Annotated in this window: 24 protein-coding genes, 1 tRNA gene and 1 riboswitch; of the genes, 14 read left to right on the top strand and 11 right to left on the bottom strand. The window is 41.8% G+C overall.

The genetic code is table 11. From position 1 onward, the window contains the following. Window position 1: 1 nt before the first annotated feature. The 4 genes from yjcA to spoVIF all read left to right on the top strand — a co-directional run bounded on the left by yjcA (window position 2) and on the right by spoVIF (window position 1,461). Window positions 2–358, top strand: a complete 357-nt coding sequence (gene yjcA / locus NST79_RS06430) for a sporulation protein YjcA (protein WP_014476457.1) — start codon at window positions 2–4, stop codon at window positions 356–358. 281 nt (window positions 359–639) lie between these two features. Next, window positions 640–846, top strand: coding sequence for a hypothetical protein (locus NST79_RS06435; RefSeq protein WP_017695696.1), 207 nt, complete (start codon window positions 640–642; stop codon window positions 844–846). 81 nt (window positions 847–927) lie between these two features. Continuing rightward, window positions 928–1,074, top strand: a complete 147-nt coding sequence (yjcZ, locus tag NST79_RS06440) for a sporulation protein YjcZ (protein WP_015252337.1) — start codon at window positions 928–930, stop codon at window positions 1,072–1,074. A 132-nt stretch (window positions 1,075–1,206) separates the two neighbouring features. Further along, window positions 1,207–1,461 (top strand): sporulation-specific transcription regulator SopVIF, encoded by a 255-nt coding sequence (gene spoVIF, locus NST79_RS06445; protein WP_003232870.1) that lies wholly within the window; start codon window positions 1,207–1,209, stop codon window positions 1,459–1,461. Window positions 1,462–1,534: 73 nt separating this feature from the next. On the opposite strand, the gene NST79_RS06450 is transcribed toward spoVIF, so the two are convergent. Further along, the gene (locus NST79_RS06450; protein WP_212059654.1) at window positions 1,535–3,814 is read right to left on the bottom strand and encodes an ATP-dependent helicase; all 2,280 of its coding nucleotides are present in this window, start codon (window positions 3,812–3,814) and stop codon (window positions 1,535–1,537) included. A 116-nt stretch (window positions 3,815–3,930) separates the two neighbouring features. Between NST79_RS06450 and NST79_RS06455 the strand changes: the two genes are divergently transcribed. Beyond that, complete coding sequence (locus tag NST79_RS06455) at window positions 3,931–4,185, top strand: hypothetical protein (RefSeq protein WP_003232866.1); 255 nt, start codon at window positions 3,931–3,933, stop codon at window positions 4,183–4,185. Between the two features lie 72 nt (window positions 4,186–4,257). On the opposite strand, the gene NST79_RS06460 is transcribed toward NST79_RS06455, so the two are convergent. From NST79_RS06460 to NST79_RS06470, 3 genes are read right to left on the bottom strand one after another with little or no spacing between them, the layout of a single operon-like run. Beyond that, entirely contained in the window at window positions 4,258–4,680 is a 423-nt protein-coding gene (locus tag NST79_RS06460; protein ID WP_192858362.1) for a GNAT family N-acetyltransferase, read from the bottom strand. A gap of 3 nt (window positions 4,681–4,683) precedes the next feature. Beyond that, entirely contained in the window at window positions 4,684–5,199 is a 516-nt protein-coding gene (locus tag NST79_RS06465) for a YjcG family protein (RefSeq protein ID WP_003232861.1), read from the bottom strand. Window positions 5,200–5,235: 36 nt separating this feature from the next. Continuing rightward, on the bottom strand, window positions 5,236–5,958 hold the full coding sequence (locus NST79_RS06470) for an esterase family protein (RefSeq protein ID WP_015252332.1): 723 nt from the start codon (window positions 5,956–5,958) through the stop codon (window positions 5,236–5,238). Window positions 5,959–6,125: 167 nt separating this feature from the next. Then, a riboswitch (SAM riboswitch) is annotated at window positions 6,126–6,246 on the top strand. A 67-nt stretch (window positions 6,247–6,313) separates the two neighbouring features. Here NST79_RS06470 and metI point away from each other — a divergent pair. Continuing rightward, window positions 6,314–7,435 carry a cystathionine gamma-synthase/O-acetylhomoserine thiolyase gene (metI, locus tag NST79_RS06475; RefSeq protein ID WP_192858443.1) on the top strand — a complete coding sequence of 374 codons (1,122 nt, stop codon included), beginning with the start codon at window positions 6,314–6,316 and terminating at the stop codon, window positions 7,433–7,435. Then, on the top strand, window positions 7,428–8,600 hold the full coding sequence (gene metC / locus NST79_RS06480) for a cystathionine beta-lyase (protein WP_128992644.1): 1,173 nt from the start codon (window positions 7,428–7,430) through the stop codon (window positions 8,598–8,600). Before metI ends, metC begins: the two co-directional genes overlap by 8 nt. 32 nt (window positions 8,601–8,632) lie before the next feature. On the opposite strand, the gene NST79_RS06485 is transcribed toward metC, so the two are convergent. Together NST79_RS06485 and NST79_RS06490 are read right to left on the bottom strand one after the other, a co-directional pair. Beyond that, complete coding sequence (locus NST79_RS06485; RefSeq protein ID WP_015252328.1) at window positions 8,633–9,178, bottom strand: GNAT family protein; 546 nt, start codon at window positions 9,176–9,178, stop codon at window positions 8,633–8,635. Window positions 9,179–9,247: 69 nt separating this feature from the next. After that, window positions 9,248–10,438, bottom strand: coding sequence for a DUF819 family protein (locus tag NST79_RS06490; protein WP_192858363.1), 1,191 nt, complete (start codon window positions 10,436–10,438; stop codon window positions 9,248–9,250). A gap of 172 nt (window positions 10,439–10,610) precedes the next feature. On the opposite strand from NST79_RS06490, the gene NST79_RS06495 reads away from it, so the two are divergent. Further along, window positions 10,611–10,683: transfer RNA gene (locus tag NST79_RS06495), tRNA-Val, on the top strand. A gap of 114 nt (window positions 10,684–10,797) precedes the next feature. On the opposite strand, the gene NST79_RS06500 is transcribed toward NST79_RS06495, so the two are convergent. From NST79_RS06500 to NST79_RS06515, 4 genes are all read right to left on the bottom strand, one after another. Next, on the bottom strand, window positions 10,798–12,009 hold the full coding sequence (locus tag NST79_RS06500) for a site-specific integrase (RefSeq protein ID WP_212059652.1): 1,212 nt from the start codon (window positions 12,007–12,009) through the stop codon (window positions 10,798–10,800). A gap of 2 nt (window positions 12,010–12,011) precedes the next feature. After that, window positions 12,012–12,506 (bottom strand): ImmA/IrrE family metallo-endopeptidase, encoded by a 495-nt coding sequence (locus NST79_RS06505; RefSeq protein WP_212059650.1) that lies wholly within the window; start codon window positions 12,504–12,506, stop codon window positions 12,012–12,014. A 123-nt stretch (window positions 12,507–12,629) separates the two neighbouring features. Next, window positions 12,630–13,214: a hypothetical protein gene (locus tag NST79_RS06510; RefSeq protein WP_268306417.1), complete on the bottom strand. Its 585-nt coding sequence runs from the start codon at window positions 13,212–13,214 to the stop codon at window positions 12,630–12,632. A gap of 484 nt (window positions 13,215–13,698) precedes the next feature. Further along, the gene (locus tag NST79_RS06515) at window positions 13,699–14,076 is read right to left on the bottom strand and encodes a helix-turn-helix transcriptional regulator (protein ID WP_114150700.1); all 378 of its coding nucleotides are present in this window, start codon (window positions 14,074–14,076) and stop codon (window positions 13,699–13,701) included. 159 nt (window positions 14,077–14,235) lie between these two features. On the opposite strand from NST79_RS06515, the gene NST79_RS06520 reads away from it, so the two are divergent. Further along, window positions 14,236–14,469 carry a helix-turn-helix transcriptional regulator gene (locus NST79_RS06520; RefSeq protein WP_212059815.1) on the top strand — a complete coding sequence of 78 codons (234 nt, stop codon included), beginning with the start codon at window positions 14,236–14,238 and terminating at the stop codon, window positions 14,467–14,469. Between the two features lie 12 nt (window positions 14,470–14,481). Then, the gene (locus NST79_RS06525) at window positions 14,482–14,721 is read left to right on the top strand and encodes a hypothetical protein (protein WP_212059816.1); all 240 of its coding nucleotides are present in this window, start codon (window positions 14,482–14,484) and stop codon (window positions 14,719–14,721) included. Here the strand turns inward: NST79_RS06525 and NST79_RS06530 are convergent. Then, complete coding sequence (locus NST79_RS06530) at window positions 14,695–15,270, bottom strand: hypothetical protein (RefSeq protein ID WP_212059817.1); 576 nt, start codon at window positions 15,268–15,270, stop codon at window positions 14,695–14,697. The two genes, NST79_RS06525 and NST79_RS06530, sit on opposite strands and share 27 nt — an antisense overlap. Before the next feature lie 80 nt (window positions 15,271–15,350). Between NST79_RS06530 and NST79_RS06535 the strand changes: the two genes are divergently transcribed. The 4 genes from NST79_RS06535 to NST79_RS06550 all read left to right on the top strand — a co-directional run bounded on the left by NST79_RS06535 (window position 15,351) and on the right by NST79_RS06550 (window position 16,757). Next, a complete protein-coding gene (locus tag NST79_RS06535; protein WP_114150697.1) occupies window positions 15,351–15,542 on the top strand; it encodes a helix-turn-helix domain-containing protein in 192 nt (63 codons plus the stop codon). Between the two features lie 197 nt (window positions 15,543–15,739). Then, window positions 15,740–16,309, top strand: coding sequence for a helix-turn-helix transcriptional regulator (locus NST79_RS06540; protein WP_212059819.1), 570 nt, complete (start codon window positions 15,740–15,742; stop codon window positions 16,307–16,309). Then, window positions 16,306–16,563 carry a YqaH family protein gene (locus NST79_RS06545; RefSeq protein WP_212059821.1) on the top strand — a complete coding sequence of 86 codons (258 nt, stop codon included), beginning with the start codon at window positions 16,306–16,308 and terminating at the stop codon, window positions 16,561–16,563. Before NST79_RS06540 ends, NST79_RS06545 begins: the two co-directional genes overlap by 4 nt. Next, window positions 16,560–16,757 (top strand): hypothetical protein, encoded by a 198-nt coding sequence (locus tag NST79_RS06550; protein WP_212059823.1) that lies wholly within the window; start codon window positions 16,560–16,562, stop codon window positions 16,755–16,757. The genes NST79_RS06545 and NST79_RS06550 overlap by 4 nt, the downstream gene beginning before the upstream one ends. Window positions 16,758–16,800: the final 43 nt, after the last annotated feature.

Below are 16,800 nucleotides of genomic sequence, written 5' to 3' on the forward strand. Positions count from 1 at the left end.
AGTGGTTATAAATGGGCTGACAATTGTTCTTCTATCGCTTGCGGTCTTTCGGCTCGCCCGCCTGCTGGTGTTTGACACGATTATGGCGCCGCTTCGCAGTCTGTTTCATGAAGAGAAGGAAGAAAAGGATGCGGACGGGAACATTGAAACCTATATCGTGATTAAGGGAACCGGTGTCAGGGCGTTTATTGGTGAATTGCTGAGCTGCTATTGGTGCACAGGCGTGTGGTGCGCCGGCTTTTTGATTTTATGCCAGGCGTTGATCCCGCAAGCGGCGCAGTGGCTGATTTTACTTTTGGCGATCGCCGGCCTTGCCGGCATCATAGAAACGCTCGTATCAAAATGGCTGCAAGAATGAGGCGTTACCACCAGCAACTTTTCACTAGCATCAGCATAAAGTAGCATATATGACATAAGGAAAGGAAGGGGACAAAAATGAGCCAACATCATAAACCTTCCCAAAAATCTCCATATACAGATTCATCGTATCAATCAAAAAAGATAAAAAAGAAAGGCTGCGGGTGCGGAAATAAAAAGAAAAAGCCTCAATAGCCTGGCAAAGAAACCGGAGAACTCCGGTTTTTTGTTTTTTTAACGGGGCGGCCTCGCTCAGCATATATCATAAGCGGGGGGATAAAAGTGAATGAGTTTGAAAAATGGATAGAAGGAAGATATGAACCACACGAACAAAAGCAAAAAGAGTATGAAGACACGATGGGCCGTATCAGAAAAGACTTGGATGCATTTGATAAAGCCGGTCTGGAATTTGAAGATGAGATTGAAGAGCTGGCTGAAAAAACGGAGGCCTTACTTAAGAAACATCAAGCTCAATATGATCAATCATAAATCCGCAAACGCCCTATGCGAATATCCAAGCCGATCCAAGCAGCTCACATAGTGTATAGAGAGTAAAGGAGGTGCTTATCTATGGGCTTTGGATACGGATTCGGCGGCGGCTACGGCGGCTGTTATGGCGGTTATGCTGGCGGTTACGGCGGCGGCTATGGTTCAACATTTGTTTTGTTGGTCGTATTATTCATTCTCCTCATCATCGTAGGTGCATCTTTCTTTTAAGATGTATTGAGGAAGTACGGGTTATAACCCGTGCTTCCTTGCCTTGTGTTTATTTTTAAAAATGTTGGAAAAGCACATTGTATTATGTGCATTCATACAATACCGTATTACTCCGCCAAAAGGAGGCGCATTATGGATAATCAATTTTTTAAGAACATCGAAAAGAAAACAGGTGTGAAGATGCAGGATGTAATGAATCTTGCCGGATCACTCCAAAACGCTAATTTTAAAGATGAAAATACAGTGCGCAGTGTGATTAACCGCGTAGCTCAGATGGCAAACAGACGCGTGCCAAAAGAATTAGAAGATAAAATTGTGGAATCTATTACAAGCGGAAAAGAAAAGCTTGATTTTGGCACGATTTCTAAAATGATGGATAATAAATAAGTGGATGGCCTGGCTGACTCACTGCAGCGGGCCTTTTTTTACAGTAAAAACCCGGCAGTAATCTGCCGGGCTGTTAATGATGCAAGGGCTGTCTTGCTTTTTGTAGAAGGGGATACAAAAATCTTGAGCGGTTGGCTGTTTTGCCGCGCCTGTTAGCGGGGCAAGACAAATATAAATGCTGTTTCGCCCGGGTCATGGCTACATATAAAAGACGTCTTTCCTCCTCAAGAGCGGCCTCGTCTCCTTTTCTTGCCGTTTCTAATGAGAAATCGTGCGGAATCGAGCCGTCTACAGTGCCTAACACGTAGACTGTTTTGAATTCAAGGCCTTTTGACCGGTGAATGGTCATCAGCTGAACGCCATGTTCATCCGTTCTGTTTTTCTCAGCGGCCCTCATATGGTCTACGTGGGCAAGAAAGTCAGGAATCGTTTTGAACTTCTTGGCGACAACCTTGATGTCACGCAAGTCATCAGAGCCTTTTTCCAGCTTGTTGCCCTCATTGCCCCGCTTTTTTAAATATTCGGAGAAGCCCATTTTTCCTTCTGCAAAGGTGATGGCTTCTACGGGTTTCATTGTGCGGAGGCTTGCAAAAAACGGTACGATTTTCTTGATTTTGTTCAGCTGGAATGGCTTCAGATCAGGCAATTTGGCCAGCGCTTTGATCATGGTACAGTCCTCTGTAATCGAGAGCGCCTTCAGCGTATTCAAAGCGGACTGTTTTAAAAACAAGGCGGGAAGCAAGTGTTTAATCGCTTCGGTGTCATCCTCATTTTGGCTGGCATACAAGTAGGCGAGAATCTGGCGGACGATCCGTCTGCTGTAAAACGATTGGACGCCGCGGTCAGCTGTATACGGAATTGACGATTGATGAAGCCTTTCATATATAGCACGGCCTCCGCTGTTTGTGCGGTAAAGAACCGCAAAGTCTTCTGGACTGGCTCCATTTTGAATTTTTTCTTTGATATCGGAAACGACCATTGTGGCTTCTTCCTCTTCATCATAAGGATAAAACAGCACAGGGACCTGAATGTCATCGCGGGCCGCTTCAAGCGTTTTGGCATATCTGTTTTTGTTCTTTTTCACAACGATATCAGCACTAGAGACGATCGGGTGCGTAGACCTGTAGTTCGCAGTTAAATAGATCGTCTTCGCTCCCGGATAATCCTTTTGAAAATCAAGAATGAAAGACGGATTGCTTCCGCGAAACGCGTAGATGGACTGGTCATCGTCTCCGACACAGCACAGGTTTTGCTCCGGACTGGCGAGCATTTGCATGATTTTGTATTGAACCGGATTAATGTCCTGAAACTCATCAATTAAGATATACGTAAACCGAGATTGATATTGTTCCAGAAGGTCAGGCCGCTCGATAAACAATTCATAGCAGGCTGAAGCCATGTCATCAAAATCAAATTGGCTGTGTTCTTTTTTCTGGCGTTCATAATGTTCATATAAACGATAAACTTGTTTTTCCCACTCATCTTTTAGAGGGATGCGTTCATTTGGGACATAAGTGTTTTTCCAAAAACCGATCTGCTGCAGAGCTTGGTCAACTGGGAATTCTTTCTCATCGATGCCTTCTTCATAGAGTGCTTTTTTGATATATTGTTCCCGCTGCCACTCCATTTTCAGCAGATGCTCACCGTTCCATTTAGCAGAATTAGAGTGATACAAGATCTTATAAAACAGACTGTGGAATGTTCCTGTCACAAGTCTTCTGACTTTTGCCGGCTGTAATCCGTACTGGTTGGCCATACGCTCTTTCATTTCAGCGACAGCTTTTGTTGTAAAGGTGACAAGCAGCATATTTTCAGGCGGTATGCCTAAGTGTTCGATCATGTGGGCGGCACGGGCTGTCAGCACCCGTGTTTTTCCGCTCCCCGCACCTGCAAGCACGAGCAGCGGGCCCTCTGTTTCCGTGACAGCTTTCAGCTGATCCGTGTTTAAACCGACAGACGGAAAAAGGCTCGTATCGGGTTCTATTGTTTTTGGCACAAATGGTGTTCCTGGTTTAATGCTTCTAGGACGGTGCCATTCCGTAACAGCTGGGGACGGGTCAGCGGCGATCGCTTTTCCCTTGGGTAAACGAATGACACCAGATTCCTGATCGTCTTCTTTTTTTTCCTCTTTAGAGGGCTTCGGTTCGCACGCCTCCTCACATGCCGGAAAATCGCCTGGCTGGCGATGGATAAACTCTGGCGGATCGGCGATGTTAAGCCGTAACAAAACGGGCTTTCCGCAATGGGAACAAAATAAATGTCCTTTTATTCCCTCTTCAAAGAGGAATTGATAATGTTCTCTCGAATATGTATGTAAATGTATGATTCTATCATTCAGTCGGGCGCATTTCAAAAAGGGGTCCTCCCAATCAAAAGGTGTTCATTACAGACAATGACTATCATATCAAAAGAAATGTGTTTCAAAAAGTAAGTTTAAGGGAAAAGAGACAGCAGAGGGGTGGGTATTGTATGATATATGCAGGTCAAATTCAGAACCAGCAATACGCTCAATATGCTAATAGAACGATTGGACATAAGCAGGATTATGCCGGAACCGAAAAAATCAGCTATGTCCCGTTTCAGCGGGTATACAAAGAATTGGAAAAGCAGCAGGAGAATCAAACGGCCGCTGAAAGAAAAGTAAACGAGATGAAACGTAAGCGCTCTCTTTATAAGAGATTGCGAGAAAAAGGAATGGGCACATATATTAATCGATATGTATAAAAAACCGTTCATACGAGAGAACGGTTTTTTTATATGCAGTAAAAATCCGGATCTCAAAAGATCCGGATGCGTTCAGTCCTTCATCATTTGTAAGTGCGGAATGCCGGCATCGAGGAATTCTTTTTCAGAAAGCACACGATACCCGTGTTTCTTGTAAAACGGCACAGCCTGTGTTTGCGCGTTTAACATGAAACCGGAAGCGCCTCCGTCTGCCGCGGCTTTTTCGAGCGCTTTCATAATGATGCCGCCGACACCGGCTGAGCGGTGGCTTTTCAGTACGCAAATCCGCTCTAACTTGCCGTAACCGTCCTTCATGCGCCATCTTCCGGCACCGACAGGCTTTTCACCGTCATACACGACGATATGCTCTGACTCATTTTCAAGTTCGTCAATTTCTTCTTCAGCAGGCACGTTTTGTTCTTTGACAAAGACTTCTTCTCTTACATAGAATGCATCTTTCAGTTGGTCTTCATTTTTTGCGATAACTGCTTTCAAACATTATTCTCCTCTGCCTAGCAAGAAGGTTTCATATACTGTCCACGATCCGTTTTCCAACTGGTAAAGCAAGTGGAAACGGTCAACGATTTCTTCATGCGACACTTCCTGCATTTTTAATTGTCCCAGCACATCTGAATGCTCATCGTCGGAAAGATTTTGGCCGACCGTCACATGCGGAACGAAATTATATTCCTGTTCTCCTGCCAACACACCGGTGTATAGCTTTTCATTGAGTGTTTTTAACTCTTCCGTCGGTTCTGCTTTGATGTAAATGACATTATTGACAGGCGCAAATGAGCTGTATTTTGTCATTTTGAGAACGAGTGGGTGGGACTCTTTTGCGATGTTTCTTAAATGTGATACGAGCTGATCCGCTTTCTCCTCCGCGCATTCAAAGGATGCTCTCAGCGTCAAATGAGGCGGGATCAGAGAGTAGCTTGGGTCATAGCGCTTTCTGTAAGAGTTTGCAAGGTCTTGGAGCTTTTTTGATGGAAATAAAACGATTCCGTATTTCATATTATGTCCCTCCTGGAAATAAAGTATGATAGAGTGTTAAAGCATTTTTTTCAGCGCCGGGGTGATGAGCGGCTGCCAGTATGTCCATTTGTGGTCTCCGTCAAATGGCTCAAAATAATAATCGGAAAGCTTCTTCTCCAGCAGCTGCTTCAGCTCCTGGTTCGGTTCTGTAAAGTCCAGAATGTTCCCGTCTGTCGTGTGGACGTCAGTTTCTTTTGTTCCGATTTGGTGATAAATAGAGAGGTGTTTGATATCGTCTGACTGTTTTACGGCTTCTAGTACGTGTTTGTCAACATAGGGAGACTGCATGATGATGTTGCCAAACATATTCGGATAATCAAGCGCTGTCATAAGTGACACGGTCGCTCCGAGCGAATCACCGATCAGGGTTCGGCCATAACCGATCTGATAGGTTGGATACTCATCATCTGCAAAAGGAACGAGCTCATGGGCGATGAACCGTTTATACGCCGAAAATTTTGAACCCTCCGGATGATAGGTGTTTCTGCGCTCTTTTACATCCTTATAGGGAACACCGATAATAATGCTCCGGTCTATTTCGTGTTTCGACAGCAATTCCTCAACCTGTCTGCCGATTCTCCCCAGCCTGAAATAATCGTGGCCGTCCTGTGCGATAATGACATGGTATTTATAAAGCGGGGAGTAGTTGGACGGCAGATAAACAAGCAAGGTCATTTCCTCGTTAAGCTCTTTTGAAAAGAATTTCTTTTCTTGCACTGTGCCGTTTTTCGGTGCCATAAAAACATTCCTCCAGGACATCACTATACTTTCTTGCATTTTCAATTATTGTACCATGAATTATTAGAAATTTCTCTCTTTAAACGGTTCGGAACACGAAGAAAAAAGTGTTGAAATAAACTGTGAATTGCGCTAATATAAAACAATCAGAAAATTGAAATCGATATTTCTTATCGTGAGAGGTGGAGGGACTGGCCCTTAGAAACCTCAGCAACCGGCTTGTTTTGCATGTGCAAAGCGCCAAGGTGCTAAATCCAGCAAGCGTTTTTTATGCTTGGAAGATAAGAAGAAGCGTTAAACCCCTTCTTCTTATGAAGAAGGGGTTTTTATTTTGAAAAGGGAAGGTGTCAGCTATATGTCACAGCACGTTGAAACGAAATTAGCCCAAATAGGGAACCGAAGCGATGAAGTCACGGGAACAGTGAGTGCTCCTATTTATTTATCAACAGCATACCGCCACAGAGGGATCGGAGAATCAACTGGATTTGATTATGTCCGCACAAAAAATCCGACACGCCAGCTTGTTGAGGACGCGATCGCTAACTTAGAAAACGGCGCAAGAGGGCTTGCCTTTAGTTCAGGAATGGCTGCTATCCAAACGATTATGGCGCTGTTTAAAAGCGGAGATGAACTGATTGTTTCATCGGACCTATATGGCGGCACGTACCGTTTATTTGAAAATGAATGGAAAAAATACGGATTGACTTTTCATTATGATGATTTCAGCGATGAGGACTGTTTACGCTCTAAGATTACGCCGAATACAAAAGCGGTGTTTGTGGAAACGCCGACAAACCCCCTCATGCAGGAGGCGGACATTGAACATATTGCCCGGATTACAAAGGAGCACGGTCTTCTGCTGATCGTAGATAATACATTTTATACACCGGTCTTGCAGCGGCCGCTTGAGCTGGGAGCTGACATTGTCATTCACAGCGCAACCAAGTATTTAGGCGGGCATAACGATCTGCTTGCTGGACTTGTCGTGGTGAAGGATGAGCGGCTCGGAGAGGAAATGTTTCAGCATCAAAATGCGATTGGCGCCGTCCTGCCGCCATTTGATTCGTGGCTTCTGATGAGAGGAATGAAGACGCTGAGCCTCAGAATGCGTCAGCATCAGGCAAACGCGCAGGAGCTTGCGGCGTTTTTAGAAGAGCAGGAAGAAATTTCGGATGTGCTGTATCCCGGAAAAGGCGGCATGCTGTCCTTCCGTCTGCAAAAAGAAGAATGGGTCAATCCGTTTTTAAAAGCACTGAAGACCATTTGTTTTGCAGAAAGCCTCGGCGGGGTGGAAAGCTTTATTACATACCCTGCGACCCAGACGCACATGGATATTCCTGAAGAGATCCGCATCGCAAACGGGGTGTGCAATCGGTTGCTGCGCTTTTCTGTCGGTATTGAACATGCGGAAGATTTAAAAGAGGATCTAAAACAGGCATTATTTCAGGTCAAAGAGGGAGCTGTTTCATTTGAGTAAACACAATTGGACGCTGGAAACCCAGCTCGTGCACAATCCATTTAAAACAGACGGCGGAACCGGGGCGGTCAGTGTACCGATTCAGCACGCCTCGACTTTTCACCAACCTTCATTTGAAGAGTTCGGGGCATATGATTACAGCCGCTCTGGCACGCCGACAAGAACAGCTCTCGAAGAAACAATTGCCGCATTGGAAGGCGGAACAAGAGGATTTGCTTTCAGTTCAGGCATGGCTGCTATCTCAACAGCATTTTTACTGCTGTCACAGGGTGATCACGTTCTTGTGACCGAAGATGTATACGGCGGAACCTTCCGTATGGTGACAGAGGTGCTGACCCGGTTTGGCATTGAGCATACGTTTGTGGACATGACGGATCGTAATGAAGTGGCGCGGAGCATCAAGCCGAACACAAAGGTCATTTATATGGAGACGCCATCAAATCCGACACTTGGGATTACAGATATTAAAGCGATTGTTCAGCTTGCAAAAGAAAACGGCTGTCTGACCTTTCTGGACAATACATTCATGACACCGGCACTGCAGCGTCCGCTTGATCTCGGCGTGGATATTGTACTTCACAGCGCGACAAAATTCTTAAGCGGACACAGCGATGTGCTCTCAGGTTTAGCTGCTGTCAAAGATGAAGAGCTTGGGAAGCAGCTGTATAAGCTGCAAAACGCGTTCGGCGCCGTCCTTGGCGTGCAAGATTGCTGGCTCGTGCTGCGCGGCTTAAAAACGTTGCAGGTCCGTTTAGAAAAAGCGAGCCAAACAGCGCAGCGGCTTGCGGAATTTTTCCAGAAGCACCCGGCGGTCAAGCGCGTGTATTATCCGGGACTGGCTGATCATCCCGGCGCTGAAACCCATAAAAGCCAGTCAACGGGAGCGGGCGCCGTGCTATCTTTTGAGCTTGAAAGCAAAGAGGCCGTTAAGAAGTTAGTCGAGAATGTGTCACTTCCAGTCTTCGCTGTCAGCCTTGGCGCCGTGGAATCGATTTTGTCCTATCCGGCAACGATGTCTCACGCGGCAATGCCTAAGGAAGAGCGTGAAAAACGCGGTATCACTGATGGCCTGCTCCGTCTGAGTGTGGGCGTCGAACATGCAGACGATTTAGAACACGATTTCGAACAAGCGCTGAAAGAAATTGCTCCAGTTGCGGTTCGTTAAAAAAGAAGCCGGGGATGGCCCGGCTTCTTTTATTATTGTTCGTCATCAGGATTCAGAATCGCGAGGACTTGATGATCCTCCCAAACGCCATTAATTTTTACATTTTTTCGGGCGATGCCTTCTTTATGAAATCCCGCTTTTTCTAAAACACGCATGGACCCGAGATTACGGGGCATCACACCGGCTTCAATCCGATGCAGTTTCAATTCGTGGAACGCATAATCAACAACCAATCTGACTGCCTCTGTCATAATGCCCTTTCCATTATGGGCTTTGTCTAAAAAATACCCGATGAACGCAGTTTGCAGCGCGCCACGGATGATTTGAAAGAGCGAAACCGTCCCGATTAATCTATCGTCTGACGCTGTAAAGATGCCAAAATGATATTCTTCATCTTTCTCAAGTCTTTCCTGATACTCGGTTATTCGTTTTCTTTGCCCCTCAACCGTATAGTAATCGTCTGCGCGTATCATAGAAAACTGTTCGAAAAAATCCCGATTTTCGCTTTGCAGCCGCAAATTTTCTTCGGCATCCTTTCCTTCTAAAGGTCTAACATAAATGGTTTTTCCTTTTAACATACAGTGATCTCTCCGTTCTCATGTCAGCATTCCTCTTACATTATTCTCAGGGAAATGCAAATATCCTTTTTATAAGAAGGAAGAAAACCAATTTCCCATAAAAGTGCCAACATAGTTGCCGATTAAGTAGCCGAGCGTACCGACAAGCATGATCGGGGCGACAAGCTCCCGCCATCCCTTGGCAATTGCCATCGCAGCCGCAGTCGTCGGTCCCCCGACAGTAGCGTTGACGGCGAGCAGAATTTCTTCAAGCCGCACACGGAACAATTTTCCGGCAGCTAAGGAAACCGCTAAATTGCTGATCGCAATGATAAACACGAATAATAGAATAAGAGGCGCATTCGTGACGATTAAACGGAGATCTGCAGGAATGCCGATCACCACAAAAAACAAATAAATCAAAAAGGTTCCAAGCTCCTGAGATCCATTGAGCCTTTCAAAAAAACGCGGGAAAAGAAAAATGATAAGAACAGTTAAAGATGTAAGCATTAGGTACTGATCGCCAAGCGTACCGGTCAGCAGGGGATGAGAAAAAACGCTTTTAAAATAACCGGAAACCTTCATACTAACCGCAACAAGTGCGAAAGCGGCACCGGCATTAAAAGCGATATCCTTTAAGGAAATATCCTTCCGTTTCCAATAGCTTTCAGCACTGTTTCCGCTGTTTTCATCGGCTTTTACCTTCTCTTCAAACGGCATGGCATAATGCCGCTGAAACCATTTGAGTGCAGGAATGCTGATTAAAATAAAAAACAAAAGCGCCATCATAAAATTATCAGCCACAACGGTAGCCGACACATATTCACCAGGCGTCTCAAATTTTGCCGCCATCGCCGCAAAGTTGACCCCGCCGCCGATATAAGAGGCGCTGATCATCCCGCCGATTTTATCTAAGTAAGGAATATGCTGTTTAAGTAGAAAAAAAGCAAGAATGCTCCCAAGCACAGTGCCAGCGGAGCTAATCAGAAAAATAAACAGCAAACGCCTGCTTTCCTTAAAAATTTGCCGAACATTGATCTGAAACAGCAAAAGGGGAATCGCAAGCGGCACCACATAAGCCCACACAGTATCATACACAGGCGACTCAACAGGAAGCACTCCTACATTTGTAAACACCATAGCACCTGCAAGGGCGATAATAGCGCCCGACACAGCGGACGCCCACTTAAAGCGCTGCTCCAGCCCGATGCTCACTGCCGCCCACACCGCAATAAACCCCCATAATACCCAAACATCATCGGAAGAAATCAAAGAATGCAAAACCCCATCACCTCTATTGTTAGAAAATTAAGACATATTATAATAGCCGGGGAACGGAACAGCAAGTCCAAAAAAAGTTTTTCTAAAAAAGCAGTTGACGAATAGAAGGTAAGGTTATATAATAGAACTTGTCAGAAAGACAACAACATACCCAGCAACACATACATATCATGATTCCGTAGCTCAGCTGGGAGAGCGCTACCTTGACAGGGTAGAGGTCGCTGGTTCGAGCCCAGTCGGAATCATAGCTTAAACCCTTGCTACGCAAGGGTTTTTTACTTTCCTTTAATAAAGCCGGTTTATCAAATTCGCGAGTTGTTGGCAAACTGTTGGCGAACTTGATTTTTTGTCTTCAAAATTCATTGACCGTATCTCTTTTTAGGGTCAAAATTATTGAATAGTTCAGCTGTCTGATCAGCTAATTTTTTTGTTACATGGCCATATCTATCGAATGTAGTTCGATAGCTGGCGTGACCGACTCGTTCTTGAATCGCTCTATAATTTGCACCAGCTTCAATTAATAAAGTAACCATTGTATGACGCAACTCATGAAGTCGTATTTTTTTCAGCCCATACTTTTTAGTGAACTTGGACCATTTTGCAGTGGGGGTTGTGTAATAATAGGGCTTACCTTTCCCACTATGGAAAATGTATTGATGTTCTCCACCTTCCCAAGCATCACCTAATCTCAGTTTCTCTTTTTTCCACATTCTATAGTACTTCTCAAGCTCTTCCATGTACCAATCAGGCATTTTTACAAAGCGCTTGGATTTTTTTGATTTAGGATCTTTGATAAGTGGTTTTCCATCAATTGTTTTTGGAATTGAACGATTTACATAAAAACCTCCCGCATCCCAATCAACATCTAAATGCCATTCAAAGGCTAATCCTTCTGCTCTTCTTAGACCGCCAATCATTGCGCCCAAAAAGTACAATCTCCACATTATATCAATCTGATAAAGAGCTTCAATGCATTCTTTAGCTGCTTCTGAATCATAAAATTGCATTTCTTTGGTTTCAACAGAAGGGGGATCTAAATCTTCGGTTGGATCTACTTTGATTAGTTTCCATTGCTTAACAGCAACTTTGAACATTGCCTTTAGAACTTTGAATACGTCGTATCTGGTTGAACTTGATAAACCTCCTGGTTTGCCGTCTTTTCGAATTCCGTCTTTTTCAAGTGAATCCATAAAGTCAACAATATGCATTGTTTTGATCTGATCTAATCTCCTATGACCGATTGCTGGAAGAATATAGTTTTTAATATGACTCTCATGCATTTCAGATGTTCTATGTGCAAATTTCTTATATAAAATTCGTTCTTTATATTCTTTTGCAAAAGACTCGAAGGTTGTTTTTTCGGGCGATATATATTCACCAGATGTTACTTCCATTTCAAACATTAGGAGTTGCTGTGATAAATATTTTTCTCGCTTTCTAACGCTGTTTAGAATTTTTGGATCTTCAATTTTGATTGTTTTAGTCTTCCTATTGCGTTTGCCTTTTGAATCATAACCATTTTCAACAACTAATAAAAATGATTTTTGACCTCTAGCCATCCAATGACCCATGATTAACACCCCACTAAATAAAGTTTCTCTGAAAACAGTTTTCTTTTGCACATTTCAAACCGTTTGGCTGCGAAAGGGTATGTAACATTAAAGGTATCCCCAATTAATTTTATAGCCTCCGATTGCATGCGTGGCAACGAAATCTTTTCGAGCATGAATGTCGGTACACAAAAGTGATACATGAAACTATTGGCCTGATATTCTTGAAGCTCTCTAAACATTCTATTCATATTAAATTGGTTTCCGGCATGCTTCAGCACATGGGCGAGTTCATGAACGAAGTCTTGCCATTGCTCTTGTGGTGAAGCTCGAATATCCAAAACCATGCTATAAAGTCCATTGATACAAAACATGCTGCTATTAGCTTTCTCATAATGAATCCATATCTTGAAAGCAGCCGCAATCCCTTCCATGTCAACCTCTTCAGGAGTAAACATATTCAATTTTGTATAAATCTTCTTTACTTCTTCTTCTAGATGAGATAACTGAATTGTCATAATAGCACCACCTGATGGGAATGTATGTTCTGTATTTGGTGTGAAAGAAAAGCCCTTTTTTGGGGCCTTAATTTTTTCTCCAATGTACATTGTTACCGGTGTATTCAAAATTTTCAATAGACACTAAAAATTTGGATGAATAAGCTGTGTGTCTATTATTTTTTTCATCAGAATTAGAGAGAATTTTACTCCTTCTCTTTCTGACATTATATCTTTAAGATATATTTGGGTGTTATCATTATATTCATTAGGGAAAGTGATGCTTAAGTATGTCATTTGCTTCTTATCGCCTTCCCATATTCGTAAATGTATCTCATCTTTACCAACGTATTTTCTTAGAAACCTATCAATAGTTTGTCCTTCTTTATACCAATTAATTAACAGTTTATTAATCCATACTTCATTCCACGAGTCAAAGAAAGGAAAATGTGCAAATATGTTTCTAATGCACTTAAATAATTCGCTACCTAACTCTCCCTCCATTGGAGGACGATTTTTTTTGATTAATTTTATTTCCCACTTTATAGGTTCGTAATTTAATAACTCAGCGTATATTTCAAATGCAGTTTTTATTCTGAAAAAACGGTAATAAGAATCCTTTTCCCAAAATTCATCATTAAGAGTTTCTCTATAAATTTCGTAAAATTTTTTATATGCCTGATCTAGAAATGCGATTTCTGCTTTAGAAGGTCTTAAATTTTTTGACAACATAAACACCACTTTCCACAAACTAAAATTAGGTGTGAAATTCTCTATTGCTAAGACCATTAAATATTCTTAATTTTATCTTTCGCATGTCTTTATGCCGAAGTTCCGATGTCTTACAACCACTTTCTCAAAGTAATTTTCCCTTTTATTGAAATACATGCTAAATATCATTATCGGCTCACATCTAGGTTATTTTTAACTATTCAAATAAATTTACAAGTTTTTTATCCAGAAGAGAGTTCCAATCCAATTCTGAAGGAAATCCTGATGAGAACATATGGCAAGACTCTGGATATATAAGGGTTAATCAGCTTGAAAATTAAAATCTTCTGATGAGAATCCGGATTCAATCCGAAATAGAATCCGGATCTTATTAGTAAACAGAATTTAAAACATAATAAACATAAAAAGATAATGGAGAAAGTGCTTCTGTTATATGCGTCTGTAGAAATAAAAAATTGCAATACTTTTGCTTTATGGAATGTCAATCATTCTCCGCATTTGGTGTTTTTCGTCCTTTTGCTTTTTCTTTCTGTTTTAAGTAATTAATAAAATCAATAGTTTGTCTACGTGCTTCCTCTGAAAAATCAGAAGCATCTTTAAAGGCTATTTGTAAATCAGGATCGTCGAATGTCTCATTTTTAACAGGTTCTTTAATATTAGAGTTGCTATATCCCAACAAGTAGTCTGTTGTTGTATCTAAAACATCAGCTAGTTTAATTATTTCTGAATCAGTAATAGGGCGGGTGCCTTTTTCTATACGATTCATTACAGCATAATTTAAATCTATACGGCGTGCTAGCTCTCGTTGCGACCAGCCTTTCCTTTCCCTCAAGAAAATAATCCGATCACCTATACTCATTGTTTTCACCACTTTCTTAGTTAGAACAAATAATAACATGTTTCTGTAATGGCAACAAAAAAGTTTCTAAAATGTAAATATCTTTGTTGACATTTCTGTTTTAGAACTGTGAGATGAGGTTAAATCATTTCTAAATTAGAAATGAAGGAGGTGAATGGCTTGCAAGAATTTGACTTACTTTTTATCAAGAGCAGAAGAAAATTATTAAAACTGACCCTGCAAGATATGGCAACGAAGCTTGGCTTTAAAAATGGATCAACATATTTAAAGTATGAGCAAGGTGTCTACTCATTTAAAGCTGAACAGTTACCTCCTTTAGCGAAACATTTGCAATGTAAAATCACAGATTTTTTTGCGGAAAACGTTTCTGAATTAGAAATTAATAGTGCATAGGAGGTGGAATGAATGCCGACAAAACAATTTATTAAAGATTTACAGAATCGGATTAATAAGCTTACTGAAAATGACTTGTCAGTGGATGTTTTAACTTTTACAAAAGAAAGAGCAATTGAGGGAGGAAGAGTCTCACTCGAGTTAAAAATTGAGAATTCCCTCCCTGAGAAAATAAATAATGCTTATGTTATTGCTCATTTACTGCTACTTGTATTAGCAAACGAATTATCGCTTGAACACCCACGAGACTAAAGTTTGTCCAAGTGGACCAGTTAACCATGAGTGTTTAATCAATAGATCACCAAATTTGCTAAGGGTGCCTTGAGGTATTGGTTCGTCATTTTCAGTTAAATTTCTTAATTCGTTTACCATTTCAATCAGTTTCTCTCTGTCAACCGAGTTTTTCTTATTGATTTCTGAGAGTATTTCATCTAATCCCTGGTTGATATTAAATACTGTATGGTTTCCACTTCCAAGCACGGATGAATGAACGTTTTGTATTTGAAAACTAACATTAGATTGAACGTTTTCTTTTTCATTCATTTCTGTCTCGGTAAGGTAGTAGACCCGTAAAAAAGTATCATCATCAAAACTAGAGATTTCATCTAGGTCACTTACGAAGTACTTAATTTTATCTGTAGAAAATATATCACCAATTTGTACAGGTTTATCTGAAATGAAATTGAAATATCTTCCTTTATCGTCTTGACCACGAATACATGAAACATTACCGATTCTATCTTTATTGCGATAGTGATTAAACCTTTGACCATCTTTCAGGATCATATCATCAATTGTCATTTTGATTTCACCACCTTCCCATGAAGATTTTACCACATGGAAGAGTGAGAGATTTATAAAACAGCATAGGAGGATTAGAAATGACCCGCAACACATTAACCGTTCAAGAAGCAGCTGAATACCTCGGTGTGCATCACGATACGATTTACACAATGGTTCGTGAAAAACAAATTCCTCATTTCCGAGTGCGTTCGCGCATTTTCTTTACGAAACACAATATTGATGCATGGATCGAAGCTCAGGAACTAGCAAACATGAAAGAGGCTTTATAAAGTAAATCATTTCTTGTTTTTATTATAGGCAACAAAGCGAAATCCTAAGCTCTAGTAGCTGGAAATTCGAAACACATAGAGCCGAAGCGATAAAAACACGACTCTAAAAAAGCTTGAAAAGCCTTATCAACTATAAGTTAGTTTCTTCATTACTTGAATTTTACCAATAAAAACTGAATGTATCAGGAGGCAAACATATGGAGAACAACCCATACAATTTGCGGAACTTACCGCAAATTATGCGTAGTGCCCGAAAGGCAGCAGGTCTCGCTCAATATCAAATCGGTAATTTAATTGGAGGGAAGGATCAGAGGTATGTATCAGATATTGAAAATGGTCTGAGCAGACTAACCCCGGAGTTATGCGTCAAGTGGTTTGAGGTATGTGAAGCCTATGAACATATTGATCTAGTACATTACTTATTCAAGCTACATCCGACAGCTGCTGCACCAGTAGATCCGGCTTTAAACGAAAGTGCAAGTGCTGCGGTAATAAATATGGTTCATCAACTTGAAGAAGCATTGCAAGCAACAAAACATCTGGCGCGCTGGCTGGCGAATGATCGGCCTGGCCGTTCAAAAGATTTACCGATGGGGGATATAAAGCAAATCTTTGATCTTATTCCAGCAAATAAAACACTGATCTATTCTTTGGTCCGGAATCATGGCCTGAATATGCAGGAGCTTGCTGATAGGTGGACGCGTAAAGCTTTGATGAATCAGGTTGCAATGTCAAAACAAAAGGAAAGGCAGGCCATTTTAGCATGAAAATCAATCAGTTTTTAAATTCAGATGTAGAGTCAGCCAAAAGAAAAATCGAATCAGCAGAAGAACTTTCTATCATGCTGTCAGAGGCGTTGCGTGACGGTGATTATGAAGAGGCTATTAGTCTCGCAGGGAGTATCAAAGTTCTTACTGAGGATATAAGCCGACTGGCCAATAAAGGTCGATTGTATGAAACAGCTATGAATATGCAACAGCGCGGAATCAACTTGGCAGTGATAAGTAGGTGTCTGGGATGAACATCGAAAACCCAATGATTCTGAATAATTGGCACGACAGGCTGACTGAGCAGGAAAAACAAAAGGATTTTTTCGGGGATGAAGTTACGCCAGTTGATGATTATGTAATCGACTGCGGTGCGGTGATCTTGAGAGAGAACCTTGATCGTTATCTGAGGGAACAGCTTGGTTTCAAATTTAAAAATGAGCAATAAAAAAGCCCACTCTGGCAAGTGGACTCAGTAAGGCATTTTGACT

Source organism: Bacillus sp. PS196, from assembly GCF_037963555.1.
In the GTDB taxonomy this organism is placed as follows: Bacteria; Bacillota; Bacilli; order Bacillales; family Bacillaceae; genus Bacillus; species Bacillus subtilis.